Annotated in this window: 15 protein-coding genes; all 15 read left to right on the top strand. The window is 59.5% G+C overall.

Annotation, left to right across the window (positions count from 1 at the left end; all coding sequences use genetic code 11):
* Nucleotide 1: 1 nt before the first annotated feature.
* The 15 genes from fliR to PMI18_RS28915 all read left to right on the top strand — a co-directional run bounded on the left by fliR (nt 2) and on the right by PMI18_RS28915 (nt 16,440).
* Nucleotides 2–784, top strand: coding sequence for a flagellar biosynthetic protein FliR (fliR, locus tag PMI18_RS28985; protein ID WP_007894209.1), 783 nt, complete (start codon nt 2–4; stop codon nt 782–784).
* A gap of 3 nt (nt 785–787) precedes the next feature.
* Complete coding sequence (gene flhB, locus PMI18_RS28980; protein ID WP_007894210.1) at nt 788–1,927, top strand: flagellar biosynthesis protein FlhB; 1,140 nt, start codon at nt 788–790, stop codon at nt 1,925–1,927.
* A gap of 133 nt (nt 1,928–2,060) precedes the next feature.
* Nucleotides 2,061–2,723, top strand: a complete 663-nt coding sequence (locus PMI18_RS28975) for a hypothetical protein (RefSeq protein WP_007894211.1) — start codon at nt 2,061–2,063, stop codon at nt 2,721–2,723.
* A gap of 278 nt (nt 2,724–3,001) precedes the next feature.
* The gene (flhA, locus tag PMI18_RS28970) at nt 3,002–5,131 is read left to right on the top strand and encodes a flagellar biosynthesis protein FlhA (protein ID WP_007894212.1); all 2,130 of its coding nucleotides are present in this window, start codon (nt 3,002–3,004) and stop codon (nt 5,129–5,131) included.
* Nucleotides 5,132–5,142: 11 nt separating this feature from the next.
* Nucleotides 5,143–6,468 carry a flagellar biosynthesis protein FlhF gene (flhF, locus tag PMI18_RS28965; protein WP_007894213.1) on the top strand — a complete coding sequence of 442 codons (1,326 nt, stop codon included), beginning with the start codon at nt 5,143–5,145 and terminating at the stop codon, nt 6,466–6,468.
* A gap of 118 nt (nt 6,469–6,586) precedes the next feature.
* Entirely contained in the window at nt 6,587–7,417 is an 831-nt protein-coding gene (gene fleN, locus PMI18_RS28960) for a flagellar synthesis regulator FleN (protein WP_003222917.1), read from the top strand.
* On the top strand, nt 7,414–8,154 hold the full coding sequence (gene fliA / locus PMI18_RS28955) for an RNA polymerase sigma factor FliA (RefSeq protein WP_007894214.1): 741 nt from the start codon (nt 7,414–7,416) through the stop codon (nt 8,152–8,154). The genes fleN and fliA overlap by 4 nt, the downstream gene beginning before the upstream one ends.
* Before the next feature lie 167 nt (nt 8,155–8,321).
* Nucleotides 8,322–8,693: a chemotaxis response regulator CheY gene (locus PMI18_RS28950; protein WP_003183998.1), complete on the top strand. Its 372-nt coding sequence runs from the start codon at nt 8,322–8,324 to the stop codon at nt 8,691–8,693.
* Between the two features lie 22 nt (nt 8,694–8,715).
* Complete coding sequence (locus PMI18_RS28945) at nt 8,716–9,504, top strand: protein phosphatase CheZ (RefSeq protein WP_007894215.1); 789 nt, start codon at nt 8,716–8,718, stop codon at nt 9,502–9,504.
* A gap of 53 nt (nt 9,505–9,557) precedes the next feature.
* A complete protein-coding gene (locus PMI18_RS28940; protein WP_007894216.1) occupies nt 9,558–11,795 on the top strand; it encodes a chemotaxis protein CheA in 2,238 nt (745 codons plus the stop codon).
* A gap of 49 nt (nt 11,796–11,844) precedes the next feature.
* Entirely contained in the window at nt 11,845–12,975 is a 1,131-nt protein-coding gene (locus PMI18_RS28935; protein ID WP_007894217.1) for a protein-glutamate methylesterase/protein-glutamine glutaminase, read from the top strand.
* Nucleotides 12,975–13,715, top strand: a complete 741-nt coding sequence (locus tag PMI18_RS28930) for a flagellar motor protein (protein WP_007894218.1) — start codon at nt 12,975–12,977, stop codon at nt 13,713–13,715. The genes PMI18_RS28935 and PMI18_RS28930 overlap by 1 nt, the downstream gene beginning before the upstream one ends.
* 12 nt (nt 13,716–13,727) lie before the next feature.
* Nucleotides 13,728–14,621 (top strand): flagellar motor protein MotD, encoded by an 894-nt coding sequence (gene motD / locus PMI18_RS28925; RefSeq protein ID WP_007894219.1) that lies wholly within the window; start codon nt 13,728–13,730, stop codon nt 14,619–14,621.
* Nucleotides 14,622–14,664: 43 nt separating this feature from the next.
* Nucleotides 14,665–15,453: a ParA family protein gene (locus tag PMI18_RS28920; RefSeq protein WP_007894220.1), complete on the top strand. Its 789-nt coding sequence runs from the start codon at nt 14,665–14,667 to the stop codon at nt 15,451–15,453.
* 120 nt (nt 15,454–15,573) lie between these two features.
* Nucleotides 15,574–16,440, top strand: a complete 867-nt coding sequence (locus PMI18_RS28915) for a CheW domain-containing protein (RefSeq protein WP_007894221.1) — start codon at nt 15,574–15,576, stop codon at nt 16,438–16,440.
* Nucleotides 16,441–16,468 lie beyond the last annotated feature (28 nt).

Below are 16,468 nucleotides of genomic sequence, written 5' to 3' on the forward strand. Positions count from 1 at the left end.
CATGTCGCTGCTGCAGCTGACCGATACCCAGATCAGTACCTGGGTGGCGACATTCATGTTGCCGCTGTTTCGCATCGGTTCGTTGCTGATGGTCATGCCGATTTTCGGTACGAGCCTGGTGCCCCAGCGCGTGCGTCTGTACTTCGCTCTGGCGATAACGTTCGTGATCGCTCCCGGCCTGCCGCCGATGCCGCCGGTCAACGCACTCGACCTGAGTGCGCTGCTGCTGATTGCCGAACAAATCATTATTGGCGCGGTGTTGGGTTTCTCTTTGCAGCTGTTCTTCCAGGCTTTCGTGGTCGCCGGGCAAATTGTCGCGATCCAGATGGGCATGGGCTTCGCCTCGATGGTCGACCCTACGAACGGTGTGTCGGTGGCGGTGATCGGGCAGTTTTTCACCATGCTGGTGACGCTGCTGTTCCTGTCGATGAACGGCCATCTGGTGGTGTTCGAAGTCCTCACCGAGAGCTTCACCACGCTGCCGGTCGGTGGCGGGTTGATGGTCCATCATTTTTGGGAGCTGGCCGGGAAGCTGGGTTGGGTGCTTGGCGCGGCGCTGTTGCTGGTGCTGCCGGCGATCACCGCGTTGCTGGTGGTCAACATTGCGTTTGGCGTGATGACCCGGGCGGCGCCGCAGCTGAACATTTTCTCGATCGGCTTCCCGCTGACCTTGGTGCTCGGACTGTTCATCGTCTGGGTCGGCCTGGCAGACATTCTCAATCAGTATCAACCGTTGGCCTCCGAGGCTTTGCAGTTGTTACGCGAACTGGCACGGGCGCGCTGAGTCATGGCTGAGAGCGAAAGCGGTCAGGACAAAACAGAAGACCCCACGGAGAAACGTAAAAAGGACTCCCGTGAGAAGGGCGAGATTGCGCGCTCCAAGGAGCTCAATACCTTGGCGGTCATGCTCGCCGGCGCCGGTGCGTTGCTGATTTTCGGTGGTGCATTGGCCCAGGACATGATGGAGCTGATGCGGATGAACTTCACGCTGTCGCGGGAAGTGATTCTGGATCAGCGCAACATGGGCACCTTCTTGCTGCACTCGGGACAGATGGCTCTGTTGGCGATTCAGCCGGTGATGATCACTTTGCTGTTGGCTGCGTTGATCGGCCCGATCTCCCTGGGTGGCTGGCTGTTCGCGGCCGGCTCCATGGCGCCCAAGTTCAGTCGCATGAACCCCGGCGCGGGCCTGAAGCGGATGTTCTCGGCCAAGGCTTTGGTTGAGCTGCTCAAGGCCCTGGCGAAGTTTTTCATCGTCTTGTTCGTGGCGTTGGCGGTCCTGTCGTCGGACATCGATGATCTGATGCGCATCGCTCACGAACCGTTGGACATGGCGATCATTCACAGCTTGCAAGTGGTCGGCTGGAGTACCTTGTGGATGGCTTGCGGGCTGATCATCATCGCCATGGTCGACGTGCCGGTGCAGCTCTGGGAAAGCCACAAGAAGCTGCAGATGACCAAGCAGGAAGTGCGCGATGAGCACAAGGATCAGGAAGGGCGGCCGGAGGTCAAGCAGCGTATTCGTCAGTTGCAGCGCGAGATGTCGCAGCGGCGGATGATGGCCGCGATCCCCGAGGCTGATGTGGTCATTACCAACCCGACCCACTACGCCGTGGCCCTCAAGTACGATCCAGACAAAGGTAATGCACCGGTGCTGTTGGCCAAGGGTAGCGACTTCCTCGCCCTGAAGATCCGCGAAATCGCCGTGGCCAATAATGTGCTGCTGCTCGAATCGCCGGCGCTGGCGCGTTCGATCTACTACTCCACGGAGCTGGAACAGGAAATTCCCGGCGGGCTCTATCTGGCGGTCGCCCAGGTACTGGCCTACGTCTACCAGATCCGCCAGTACCGCGCCGGCAAGGGCAAGCGCCCGGATCCGCTCCAGGACGATTTGCCGATTCCGCCGGACTTGCGCCGCGATTCTTGATGGGTCAAAGATCGCAACCTTCCGCCTATCCGAAAAAGCTTCTACCTGTTAATTCTGACAGTAGACGCCTACCTTCTGACGCGTTGTCATGGATCCGGAAATCTTTCCAGATGATGTTCATGGGAGCACGGTCATGGCAGAGCGTCAGTACAGAAAGCTTCAAGGAATGGAGTTGGCCTTTGTTTCGGGTGTTTTAGAGGAAAATTCCCTTGAACGGGCGATCGGTTACTCGGTTACGTTCAGAATGTCATTGGACTTTACGCATTTTGTGCACATGGCCAATCAATACATTGAGGATTACTTGAATGATCCGCTCAATGCCATTCGGCCCGAGTTGGAAGGGTTGGCCTATCATTATTCCTACAACTATCTCTTTGGTGCCGCGGGCAGCATTGAAAGCAGTTTGGCCTTGTTCGAGGTTTTCACCAATCCCTTGTATTACATGAAGGCATGGTCAGCTGGCACGTTACAGCGTCGATACGGCAAGCCAGGGTTTGCAGTGGTCGATGGAAAGTTGCAGGTTACTGCGCGGATGGACTTTCGTCGTAAGGATAAGCGCCCGATGCTGATAGGCGATTTGCCGATCATTCAATTTGGGTGGGCACTTAACCTTATGCAAGGTCACGAGTTTTCGTTTCCCCTTGTAGCGCCTGCTACGGCGGTGGTGCTTGGTTATGCTGAGGAAGATCTTGTGGCTGTAGAGGACACTCGGATGCATAGGGGGACGCTTTATATGGTGGGCCGCGAGTTGCAGTTTGGCGCCATTAATCCAAAGCAGATTTTGACTGCTGGCTGACTCCGCTGGTGCGCCGCGATTCCTGATAGTTGTGTTGGCAAATGCTGGCCTCTTCGCGGGCAAGCCTCGCTCCTACAGTCCCGTGTCGTTCGCACATGTCGACCGACACAGGCCTGTAGGAGCGAGGCTTGCCCGCGAAGGCGTGGGTTCAAGCAATACAAATCCCCGAAACAGACCTCTATTTCAAGCCCCGGCAAAAGTTGGAAGGCTTCTTGCAATAGCCGCCCTGCGCCTGCTTCAGGCGTCAAAAGTTTGCTTTAAAGGAACGGGGAAAACCGGTGGATCGCTCTCAGTTAATCAACACTGCACGCACAAACGTTGCCGACCTCAGTCGGGGCAATCTGGGTGTGCCGCTGTTGCTGCTGGTCATGCTGGCCATGATGATGTTGCCGGTGCCGCCGTTCCTGCTGGACGTGTTCTTCACGTTCAACATTGCCTTGTCCATCGTCGTGTTGCTGGTCTGCGTGTACGCCTTGCGGCCGCTGGATTTTGCCGTGTTCCCGACCATTTTGCTGGTGGCGACGTTGTTGCGACTGGCGCTGAACGTGGCCTCGACGCGGGTGGTGATGCTCCACGGTCAGGATGGTCATGCCGCCGCCGGTAAGGTGATCCAGGCCTTCGGTGAAGTGGTGATCGGCGGCAACTACGTGGTTGGTATCGTGGTCTTCGCGATTTTGATGATCATCAACTTCGTCGTAGTGACCAAGGGTGCCGGGCGGATTTCCGAGGTGAGCGCGCGTTTCACCCTCGACGCAATGCCGGGCAAACAAATGGCCATCGACGCCGACTTGAACGCCGGCCTGATCGATCAGAACCAGGCGAAACTGCGCCGGATGGAAGTGGCCCAGGAGGCCGAGTTCTACGGTTCCATGGACGGTGCCAGCAAGTTCGTGCGCGGTGACGCCATCGCCGGCCTGCTGATTCTGTTCATCAACCTGATCGGCGGCATGGCAGTCGGTATCTTCCAGCACGGTATGACCTTTGGCGATGCCGGTCGGGTGTACGCCTTGTTGACCATTGGTGACGGTTTGGTGGCGCAATTGCCATCACTGCTGTTGTCGACTGCCGCCGCGATCATGGTGACCCGAGCTTCCGGCTCGGAAGACATGGGCAAGCAGATCAATCGTCAGATGTTCGCCTCGCCGAAAGCCCTGGCCGTGGCCGCTGGCTTGATGGCGGTGATGGGCCTGGTGCCGGGCATGCCGCATTTTTCCTTTCTGAGCATGGCAGCCCTGGCGGCCGGCGGCGCTTACCTGTTCTGGAAGAAGCAGAACGTGGTCAAGGTTCAGGCCTTGCAAGAGGTCAAGCGTCAGCAGGAACTGCTGCCATCGCCGGCCCGCGCCCAGGAAACCAAGGAGCTTGGCTGGGATGACGTGACGCCGATCGACATGATCGGCCTGGAAGTCGGCTATCGCCTGATTCCGCTGGTGGACCGCAACCAGGGTGGTCAGTTGCTGGCGCGGATCAAGGGTGTGCGTAAAAAGCTCTCCCAGGACCTGGGTTTCTTGATGCCGACTGTGCATATCCGTGACAACCTCGACCTGGCGCCAAGCGCCTACCGCCTGACCCTGATGGGCGTGATCCTGGCCGAGGCCGAGATTTACCCGGACCGCGAACTGGCGATCAACCCAGGGCAGGTCTACGGTACGCTCAACGGCATTACCGCCAAAGATCCGGCTTTTGGTCTGGAGGCGGTCTGGATCGAAATTAGCCAGCGTGCCCAGGCGCAATCCCTCGGCTACACCGTGGTCGACGCCAGTACGGTAGTGGCAACGCATTTGAACCAGATTTTGTACAAACACTCCAGCGAGCTGATTGGTCACGAAGAAGTCCAGCAACTCATGCAATTGCTGGCCAAAAGCTCACCCAAACTGGCTGAAGAGCTGGTGCCGGGAGTGGTTTCGCTGTCGCAGTTGCTCAAAGTCTTGCAGGCATTGCTGGCCGAACAGGTGCCGGTACGGGACATTCGCAGCATCGCCGAAGCCATCGCGAACAACGCCGCCAAGAGTCAAGATACTGCCGCTTTGGTGGCTGCGGTGCGCGTCGGCGTATCCCGCGCAATCGTGCAAAGCATTGTAGGTACTGAGTCGCAGCTGCCTGTGATCACCTTGGAGCCAAGGTTGGAACAAATATTGCTCAATAGTCTTCAGAAGGCAGGGCAAGGCTCGGAAGAGGGCGTTCTGCTGGAGCCAAGCATGGCAGAGAAGCTGCAACGCTCGTTGATCGAAGCGGCGCAGCGTCAGGAAATGCAAGGTCAACCGGTGATTCTGCTGGTGGCCGGTCCGGTTCGCGCGATGCTCTCGCGATTCGGCCGACTGGCAGTCCCGGGTTTGCATGTGTTGGCTTATCAGGAAATCCCTGACAACAAGCAAGTGACCATTGTTGCGACAGTAGGGCCCAACGGCTGAGGTAGTGGTTTATGCAAGTTAAGCGTTTTTTCGCCGCCGATATGCGTCAGGCCATGAAACTGGTTCGTGATGAGCTGGGCGCTGATGCCGCCATCATTGGCAATCGCCGGATCGCCGGTGGTGTCGAGCTGACGGCTGCCCTGGATTACAAATTGTCGGCGCTGGCCCCGCGTGTTCCGAACATGGAACTCGAGGACGAGCTGCGCAAGACCCAGTCGCGGATCGTCACCGCCCAGGCCGAACTGAGCCTGCGTGGCGATGGCGAGAGCGACAAGAGCACCAATCGCCAGTTGTTCGCCGGCCTGCCGTTGACCGCCGCCGAGCCGCTGATCGAGCCGACGCTGGCCGAGCCTCGGCGTCCGGCACCTGCGCCTGCCGCAGCGACCGGCGTCGACCTGCGTGCGTTCGACTCGATGCGTTTCGAGCTCAACAGCCTGCGTGAACTGATGGAAGTGCAACTTGGCTCGCTGGCTTGGAATCAGTTGCAAGGCAGCCGTCCGGCCCAGGCCAACCTCTGGCGTCGCTTGCAACGCATCGGCCTGTCCGGCCCGTTGTCGCGCGATCTGCTGGCGCTGATTACCGACATTGAAGAGCCCCGTCAGGCCTGGCGCATGTTGCTCGCGCACCTGGCGCGGATGATCACCACCCCGGAAGTCGAGCCACTGGAAGAGGGCGGCGTGATTGCCATGGTCGGCCCGGCCGGCATGGGCAAGACCACCACGCTGGCCAAGCTGGCGGCTCGTTACGTGCTCAAGTACGGCGCGCAGAACATCGCGCTGGTCAGCATGGACAGCTATCGCATCGGCGCTCAGGAACAGCTCAAGACCCTCGGCCGGATCCTCAACGTGTCGGTCACCCACGTCGATCCGGGCCAATCCTTGGTGCAGGCGCTGGAGCCTTTGCTGCGCAAACGCGTGGTGCTGATCGATACCGCCGGCCTGCAGGCCAGCGATCCGGCACTGCGCATGCAGCTTGAAAGCCTGGCCGGACGCGGCATCAAATCAAAAAATTATCTGGTCTTGGCAACCACCAGCCAGAAACAGGTTCTAACTGCCGCTTATCACAGTTACAAACGTTGCGGCCTTGCTGGCTGCATCCTGACTAAACTGGATGAAACGGCAAGCTTGGGCGAGGTGTTGAGCCTGGCCATCAGTCATGAATTGCCGGTGGCTTACCTCACCGATGGCCCGCGGATTCCGGATGATTTGCATCTGCCGCGCCGTCATCAGTTGGTCAGCCGTGCCGTTAGCGTGCAAATGCAGGAAGAACCCAGCGAAGAAGCCATGGCTGATATGTTCGCTGACCTTTACCACAGTCCGACCAAGCGGGTTGGCTGAGGTATTTAATGAACGGTTTTTGTACCTACATCGATGGTCTGCCATGCATTGTTCAGTTGGTGAACGCGCAGCCAGTAATGTGGCCTCCGTCTAAGTAAGACAAGGTAAAGAAAATAACATGGGCAGCATGCATCCCGTACAGGTGATCGCGGTGACCGGCGGCAAAGGTGGCGTCGGGAAGACTAACGTGTCAGTGAACTTGTCCCTGGCTCTAGCTGAGCTCGGCCGGCGCGTCATGCTGCTGGATGCCGATCTGGGGCTGGCGAACGTTGACGTCCTGCTGGGGCTGACACCCAAACGTACCCTGGCCGACGTGATCGAAGGCCGCTGTGAGCTGCGCGATGTGCTGTTGCAAGGGCCCGGCGGTATTCGCATCGTCCCGGCCGCATCCGGCACCCAGAGCATGGTTCATCTGAGCCCGGCCCAGCATGCCGGCCTGATCCAGGCCTTCAGCGACATCGGCGACAACCTCGACGTATTGGTGATCGACACCGCTGCGGGCATTGGTGACTCGGTGGTCAGTTTCGTCCGCGCAGCGCAAGAAGTCTTGCTGGTGGTGTGCGACGAGCCGACCTCGATCACCGACGCCTACGCGCTGATCAAACTGCTGAACCGCGACTACGGCATGAACCGTTTCCGCGTCCTGGCCAACATGGCGCAGAGCCCGCAGGAAGGCCGCAACCTGTTCGCCAAGTTGACCAAGGTCACGGATCGTTTCCTTGACGTCGCCTTGCAATATGTCGGTGCGGTGCCTTACGACGAAAGCGTACGCAAGGCCGTGCAGAAACAGCGTGCCGTCTACGAAGCCTTTCCGCGTTCCAAGTGCGCCCTGGCGTTCAAGGCCATTGCGCAGAAGGTCGATACCTGGCCACTGCCGGCCAACCCACGCGGGCACCTGGAGTTTTTCGTCGAGCGCCTCGTGCAACAAACGGCAGGACCCGTCCTATGACAGCCAGTGGCTACAACCTCTACAAGAAGTCGGCACGTGACGCGCAGTACGAGCTGATCGAGCGTTACGCGCCACTGGTCAAACGCATTGCCTACCACTTGCTGGCGCGTTTGCCGGCCAGTGTCCAGGTCGAAGACCTGATCCAGGCCGGGATGATCGGCCTGCTTGAAGTATCAACCAAATATGACGCCAGCAAAGGCGCGAGTTTCGAGACGTACGCGGGCATTCGAATCCGCGGCGCGATGCTCGATGAAGTGCGCAAGGGGGACTGGGCTCCACGTTCGGTTCACCGCAATACCCGTATGGTCAGCGACGCGATTCGCTCGATTGAAGCTAAAACCGGCCGTGACGCTAAAGATCATGAGGTTGCGGCCGAACTCCAATTGAGTCTCGACGATTATTACGGGATTTTGAACGACACCCTCGGCAGCCGGTTATTCAGTTTCGACGATCTGTTACAGGACGGCGAACACGAAGGGCTGCATGAGGATGGCGCCAGTGCTCATCTCGAGCCGTCACGCGATCTGGAAGATGAACGCTTCCAGGCGGCGCTGGCGGACGCGATTGCCAATTTGCCGGAGCGTGAGCGACTGGTGTTGGCGCTGTACTACGACGAAGAGTTGAATCTCAAGGAAATCGGTGAGGTCCTGGGGGTCAGCGAATCGCGGGTCAGCCAGTTACACAGCCAGTGCGCGGCCCGTTTGCGGGGGCGTTTGGGGGAGTGGCGAGCGCGCTGAAGGCAGTGTGGGGACACTGCGAATGGAGCCGGTGTGGTGTTGAACTGCGCCGGTCTCGATCTGTTGTGCTCCAGACAGTCATTGAGTGCTTTGCCGGATTGATTGAAATGGCGCGTCCAGGTGCTGGGCGCGTTTAAGACTGCTTGGAGGTCGAATTGGACAAGAACATGAAAATCCTCATCGTTGATGACTTCTCAACGATGCGGCGGATCATAAAAAACCTGTTGCGTGATCTTGGGTTCACCAACACGGTCGAGGCTGACGATGGCACCACTGCCATTCCGGTTCTCAACAGTGGGAGCATCGACTTTCTGGTAACGGACTGGAACATGCCTGGCATGACCGGTATCGATCTGCTGCGTCACGTGCGCGCTGATGAAAAGCTCAAGCACCTTCCGGTGCTGATGGTGACCGCTGAAGCCAAGCGCGAGCAAATCATCGAAGCGGCCCAGGCCGGTGTAAATGGCTATGTGGTCAAACCCTTCACGGCCCAGGCGTTGAAAGAAAAAATCGAGAAGATTTTCGAACGCATCGGTTGATGGACTGCGCCACGGGGGAGCTATGGAGCATAAAGAATCTTCAATGGGCGATTTTGAATCGACCCTGAAAAAACACGCGGTCGAACTGGTCGAGAGCCTTGAAAAAGGCAGGTTTGGCGATGCGGTGCAATTGATCCATGAGCTCAATCAGACCCGTGACCGCGGCCTGTACCAGGAAGTAGGCAAGCTCACCCGCGAGCTGCATAGCGCGATCGTCAATTTCCAGATTGACCCGCACATGCCGCAAGCCGAGGAAGTGTCTCAGATCACGGATGCCACCGAGCGCCTGGGTTATGTGGTCAAGCTGACCGAGGCCGCGGCGAACCGCACCATGGACCTGGTGGAAAACGCCACGCCGCTGATCAACAGCCTGAGCGACGAAGCTCAGGCGCTAAGCACGGATTGGGGACGGTTCATGCGTCGCGAAGTCGGGGCTGAAGAGTTTCGCGATCTGGCCCGGCGCGTCGACGGTTTCCTGACACGCAGCAGCGAAGATAACCGCGTCGTGTCGAGCAACCTCAACGACATTCTGCTGGCCCAGGATTACCAGGACCTCACCGGTCAGGTAATCAAGCGCGTGACCCAGTTGGTCACCGAAGTTGAAAGCAATCTGCTCAAGCTCGTGCTCATGGCCAGTCAGGTCGACCGCTTTGCGGGTATCGAACATGACCGTGATGCGATGCTGGCTGAAAAAGATCCGCAAAAACATCTCTCTCAGGGTGAAGGTCCGCAGATTCATGCCGATAAAAGAGAAGACGTTGTGTCCGGTCAGGACGATGTGGACGATTTGTTATCCAGCCTAGGATTTTAGAGTTTTAGCATTTTAGGTTTTTTAGGTTTTTAGACCTCAGGAGCACCCCCTTAATGAGCTTCGGCGCCGATGAAGAGATCCTTCAGGATTTCCTGGTTGAGGCCGGCGAGATTCTAGAGCAACTGTCCGAACAGCTGGTCGAGCTTGAAAGTCGACCGGATGATGCGGATTTGCTCAATGCAATTTTTCGCGGTTTTCACACTGTAAAAGGGGGCGCCGGCTTCCTCCAGCTCAACGAGCTGGTGGAGTGCTGTCACATCGCCGAGAACGTGTTCGACATCCTGCGCAAGGGTGAACGACGCGTCGACTCGGAACTGATGGACGTGGTTCTCGAAGCACTGGACGCGGTGAACAGCATGTTCAGCGAAGTCCGCGAACGCAGCCCGATCACGGCTGCCACTCCAGAATTGCTTGCAGCGTTGGCCCGTCTGGCCGAGCCGCAAACCGCCGATGAGTCGGCACCGGTCGCTGAGGTGGTGGAAGAACCTGCCGCTGAAGAATCGGGCGATATCACGGATAACGAATTTGAACAGCTGCTGGACTCGCTGAACGCCGTCAAGGCTCAAGCCGAGGCTCCAGTGGCTGCGCCAGTGCCGACCAGCGATGCCTCGGCCAGCGATGAAATCACCGATGCCGAGTTCGAGTCGTTGCTCGATCAACTGCACGGCAAAGGCCAGTTCGCCGTCGATGCAGTAGTCGCGGCACCCGCCGCGCCGGCTGCCCCGAAAGCGGCAGGCGACAGCTCCGATATTACCGACGACGAGTTCGAAGCACTGCTCGACCAGTTGCACGGTAAAGGCAACTTTGCCGTCGATGCATTGGAGTCGGCGATTGCCGCCGTACCAGCCCCGGCTGCGCCAACCGCTAAAGCGGCCGGCGGCGATCTGATCTCGGATCATGAGTTCGAATCGCTGCTCGACGAATTGCACGGTAAAGGCAAATTCACTGAAGTGGGCACCGGTTCTGCTGCTTCCGCTGTAGCGACCCCAGTCGCCAAGGCGCCGGCACCTGTGGCCAAAGCGCCCGAGCCAAAAGCCGAAGCGCCGAAACCGGCCGCCGCTGCTGCACCGGCCCCGGCCCGTGCCCCGTCTGCGCCACCACCAGAAAAACCGGCCAGCGAAGCCGAGACCACCGTGCGGGTCGATACCGCGCGTCTCGACGAAATCATGAACATGGTCGGCGAGTTGGTACTGGTGCGTAACCGCTTGGTCCGTCTGGGCCTCAACAGCGGCGACGAAGCCATGTCCAAGGCCGTGTCGAACCTCGACGTGGTCACGGCCGACCTGCAGACCGCGGTCATGAAGACCCGGATGCAGCCGATCAAGAAAGTCTTCGGGCGCTTCCCGCGTCTGGTTCGCGACCTGGCTCGCCAGCTCAAGAAAGAGATCAACCTGGAGCTGGTCGGCGAAGAAACCGACCTCGACAAGAACCTCGTCGAGGCCCTGGCCGACCCGCTGGTCCACTTGGTGCGCAACTCGGTCGACCACGGTATTGAAGAGCCGGCTGAGCGCGAAGCGATGGGCAAGCCTCGCAGCGGCAAGGTGATCCTGTCCGCGGAACAGGAAGGCGATCACATCCTGCTGTCCATCTCCGATGATGGCAAAGGTATGGACGCCGATGTTCTGCGCGGTATCGCCGTGAAGAAAGGCCTGATGGACAAGGATGCGGCGGACCGTCTCAGCGAGTCGGATTGCTTCAACCTGATCTTCGCTCCGGGCTTCTCGACCAAGACCGAAATTTCCGACGTCTCCGGGCGCGGCGTGGGCATGGACGTGGTGAAAACCAAGATCGCCCAGCTCAACGGCACCATCAATATCTACTCGACCAAGGGCAAGGGCTCGAAGATCGTCATCAAGGTCCCGTTGACCCTGGCGATCATGCCGACGCTGATGGTCATGCTCGGCAACCAGGCGTTCGCGTTCCCGCTGGTGAACGTCAACGAGATCTTCCACCTCGACCTGTCGCGCACCAACGTGGTGGACGGCCAGGAAGTGGTGATCGTGCGGGACAAGGCGCTGCCTCTGTTCTACCTCAAACGCTGGCTGGTCAGCTCCGCTGCTCATGAAGAGCAGCGCGAAGGCCATGTGGTGATTCTTTCGGTGGGCACTCAGCGGATCGGCTTCGTCGTCGATCAACTGGTGGGCCAGGAAGAAGTGGTCATCAAGCCATTGGGCAAAATGCTCCAGGGAACCCCGGGCATGTCCGGCGCCACCATCACCGGTGACGGCCGCATTGCGCTGATTCTCGATGTTCCGAGCATGCTCAAGCGTTACGCCGCACGGCGTATTTGATTCTGGGGGAGCGGGGCGACTGAGCCTCGCCCCGTCTAACGGAGTGTTTATGGCAGTCAAAGTCCTGGTGGTGGACGATTCGGGGTTTTTCCGCCGCCGCGTCTCGGAAATTCTTTCAGCGGATTCGAATATCCAGGTCGTCGGTACGGCGACCAACGGCAAAGAGGCGATCGATCAGGCACTGGCTCTCAAGCCAGACGTGATCACCATGGACTACGAGATGCCGATGATGGATGGCATCACCGCAGTGCGGCACATCATGCAGCGCTGCCCGACCCCGGTGTTGATGTTCTCCTCGCTGACTCACGAAGGCGCGCGGGTCACCCTTGATGCGCTGGACGCCGGCGCGGTGGACTTCCTGCCGAAGAATTTCGAAGACATCTCCCGTAACCCGGAGAAGGTCAAGCAACTGTTGTGCGAGAAGATTCTCAGCATCTCGCGCAGTAACCGTCGCGTCAGCACTTACAGCGCCCCGGCCCCAGTCGCTGCGCCAGCCCCGACGCCTGCGCCTTCGAGCGTCAGCAACTACGGCAGCAGCGCGCCTGCGCGTCCGGCACCTGCACCGATTCCGGTTCGCACCCATGCAGCGACTCCATCGTCCCCTGCACCAAAACGCAAAGCCTACAAACTGGTCGCCATCGGCACCTCCACCGGTGGCCCGGTTGCCCTGCAACGGGTGCTGACGCAGTTGCCGGCCAGCTTCCCGGCACCGATCGTGTTGATCCAGCACATGCCAGCAGCCTTCACCAAGGCTTTCGCCGAGCGTCTGGACAAGCTGTGCCGTATCAGCGTCAAGGAAGCCGAGGATGGCGACATCCTGCGTCCGGGCCTGGCGCTGCTGGCTCCGGGTGGCAAGCAAATGATGATCGACGGCCGTGGCGCGGTGAAAATCCTGCCGGGCGACGAGCGTCTGAACTACAAACCGTGCGTGGACATCACCTTCGGCTCCGCGGCCAAATCCTACGGCGACAAAGTTCTGGCGGTGGTATTGACCGGCATGGGTGCCGACGGTCGCGAAGGCGCGCGTCTGCTCAAGCAGGGCGGCAGTGCGATCTGGGCCCAGGATGAAGCCAGTTGCGTGATCTACGGCATGCCGATGGCCATCGTCAAAGCCGACCTGGCAGATGCGATCTACGGTCTGGAAGATATTGGCAAACACCTGGTCGAGGCGTGTATCTGATGGATGTTTTAAGCCTGATCGGGATCATCATGGCGTTCGTCGCCATTATTGGCGGTAACTACCTTGAGGGCGGTCACCTCGGCGCGCTGGCCAACGGCCCGGCGGCGTTGATCGTACTCGGTGGGACCATCGGTGCTTCGCTGCTGCAATCGCCGATAAGCGCCTTCAAGCGCGCCATGCAGATTCTCACCTGGATCCTGTTTCCTCCCAGGGTGGACCTGGCCGGCGGCATCGATCGCGTAGTGAATTGGAGCCTGACCGCCCGCAAGGAAGGTTTGCTCGGTCTGGAAGGAGTGGCCGACGCCGAACCCGACAGCTACTCACGCAAAGGTCTGCAACTGCTGGTGGACGGCGCCGAACCGGAAGCGATTCGCAGCATTCTGGAAGTGGATTTCTACACCCAGGAAAGCCGCGACATCGAAGCCGCCAAAGTCTTTGAAAGCATGGGTGGCTACGCGCCGACCATCGGCATCATCGGTGCGGTAATGGGCCTGATCCATGTCATGGGCAACCTGGCCGATCCGTCGCAACTGGGCAGCGGCATTGCCGTCGCCTTTGTCGCCACCATCTATGGCGTAGCCAGTGCCAACCTGATCTTGCTGCCGATTGCCGCCAAGCTCAAATCCATCGCGTTGCGACAGTCGCGTTATCGCGAGATGTTGCTGGAAGGGATCCTGTCGATCGCCGAAGGTGAAAACCCTCGCTCCATTGAGTTGAAGCTTCAGGGCTTCATGGATTAAGGGAAGAACCTCATGGCTCGTCGTCGGCAACCTGAAGAACACGTAAACCATGAACGCTGGCTCGTTTCCTATGCCGACTTCATTACCTTGCTGTTCGCTTTCTTCGTGGTGATGTACTCGATCTCTTCGATCAACGAAGGCAAGTACAAGATCATTTCCGAGGCGTTGATCGGGGTGTTTACCGACACCGATCGCGCCCTCAAGCCGATTCCTATTGGCGAAGAGCGACCGAAGACCGTGACCCCGGCCAAGCCGCTGGTCAAGGACAGCGAACAGATCGACGCCGGCATCGCCCAGGCTGCCAACGATCCGCTCAAAAGCATTGCCGATGACATCAGCGCGGCGTTCGGCGACTTGATCAGCTCCAACCAGATGACCGTGCGCGGCAATGAGTTATGGGTTGAGATCGAACTCAATTCCAGCCTGTTGTTCGGCAGTGGCGACGCCATGCCCAGCGACATCGCCTTCAACATCATCGACAAGGTCGCCGCGATCCTCAGGCCGTTCGACAACCCGATCCACGTCGAAGGCTTTACCGACGATCAACCGATTCGCACCGCGCAATACCCGACCAACTGGGAGCTGTCCTCGGCCCGTTCGGCGAGCATCGTGCGCATGTTGGCGATGCAGGGCGTGAACCCGGGGCGCCTGGCGTCGGTGGGTTACGGTGAGTTCCAGCCGGTGGCCAACAACGCCACCGCCGAAGGCCGGGCGCGTAACCGTCGGGTGGTGCTGGTGGTGTCACGAAATCTCGATGTACGGCGCAGCCTCACCGGCACCGGAACGGCTCATGCACAACCGGATGCCGCGTTGAAGCGGGCTGGCACACAAACTGCACCTACCCCGGTCAAGTCGCCGGGACGAGAGAGTGCCGTCAATTCTCCGTCACCCGCATTAACACGTTGAGCTAATTCTCGGTCGACCTTTTCGACCGGGAGGAACAATCCGAATGAGAGTCTGGGCAGTCGCCAATCAAAAGGGTGGTGTCGGTAAAACCACTTCCTCCATCGCTTTAGCCGGTTTGCTGGCTGAGGCGGGCAAGCGCGTGGTTGTGGTCGATCTCGACCCACATGGCTCCATGACCAGCTACTTCGGTTACGACCCCGACAGCCTGGAACACAGCAGCTACGACCTGTTTCTGCACAAGGGCAGCGTGCCGCAAGGCTTGCCCGGTCAGTTGCTGATGCCCACCAGTGACGAACGCATTTCCCTGTTGCCATCGAGTACCGCGCTGGCAACCCTTGAGCGCCAGTCGCCGGGCCAGAGTGGTTTGGGCCTGGTGATCGCCAAGAGCCTGGCGCAGTTGTGGCAGGACTTCGATTACGCGGTGATCGACAGCCCGCCGTTGCTCGGCGTGCTGATGGTCAATGCCTTGGCGGCCAGCCAGCAGTTGGTGATCCCGGTGCAGACCGAACACTTGGCGGTCAAAGGCCTGGAACGCATGGTCAACACCCTGGCGATGATCAACCGTTCGCGCAAACAGGCGCTGCCGTTCAGCATCGTGCCGACCTTGTTCGACCGCCGCACCCAGGCGTCCCTCGGCACCCTTCGCGTGCTGCGCGACAAGTACCCGGAAGAAATCTGGCAAGGCTACATCCCGATCGATACTCGCTTGCGTGACGCGAGCCGGGCAGGGTTGACGCCTTCGCAATTCGACGGCAAGAGCCGTGGCGTTCTCGCTTATCGCGCACTGCTCAAGCATCTGCTGGCGGCGCAACGTGTTCCGCAGGTGGCATGAGATGAACTCAATCCCTGTAGGAGCGAGGCTTGCCCGCGAAGCAGACGCCGCAGTGTTCACCGTTAAATCGCGTCATCGTTCTTCGCGGGCAAGCCTCGCTCCTACAGGGGGGGGCTTTTCATGAATCGGCCGGTGAAGATCACCTCGCGTCCGCAACTGGCCCTCCAGTCTTATCTGGACGCCTTGCTTCAGGACGCGACCGAAGAGTTGTTGCCAGAAGTCGAGGTGCTGCCCGAGGTTGTCGAGGTTGAAGCTGCGCTGGATGAGTTCCAGGCTGCCGTGCTTGAAGAGCAGGCCCGTGATGCGCAGAAACCGGCAGTGGCCGCTGCACCGATCGTTGCGCCAGTGGTGAAAGCACCGGTGGCCGTGATCGACGCACCGGCACCGATTCTGGCGCCCGTATCGACGATTGCCCCGTTGCTGCAAGCGTTGGTGCCACCGGTAGTTGAAGTTCATCTGCCGCCAAGCAACACGCCGCCACCGGTGGAAACCGATGGTCGCCCGTCCTGGGCTGCCGAGCCGTTCGAATGCCTGTTGTTCGACGTCGCCGGGTTGACCCTGGCGGTACCGCTGGTGTGCCTGGGCTCGATTTATTCCCTGGCCGGCCACGAGCTGACACCGTTGTTCGGCCAGCCGGAATGGTTCCTTGGGATCCTGCCGAGCCAGGCCGGCAACCTGAAAGTTTTGGATACTGCGCGCTGGGTCATGCCGGATCGTTATCGCGATGATTTCCGCCAGGGCCTGCAATACGTTATTTCGGTTCAGGGCTACGAGTGGGGGCTGGCGGTGCATCAGGTCAGCCGCTCGTTGCGCCTGGACCCGAACGAAATCAAATGGAGAAGTCATCGAGGTCAGCGGCCATGGCTGGCGGGCACGGTGATTGAGCACATGTGTGCGCTGCTGGACGTTTCCGCCCTGGCCGAGTTGATCGCCAGCGGTGGGGCAAAGCACATGAGCGGCAGCAAGCCGCTACACAAACCGACATAGCTGCCGACATAACAAGTATGCGACGGCA

This window comes from Pseudomonas sp. GM102 (genome assembly GCF_000282555.1).
Lineage (GTDB): Bacteria > Pseudomonadota > Gammaproteobacteria > Pseudomonadales > Pseudomonadaceae > Aquipseudomonas.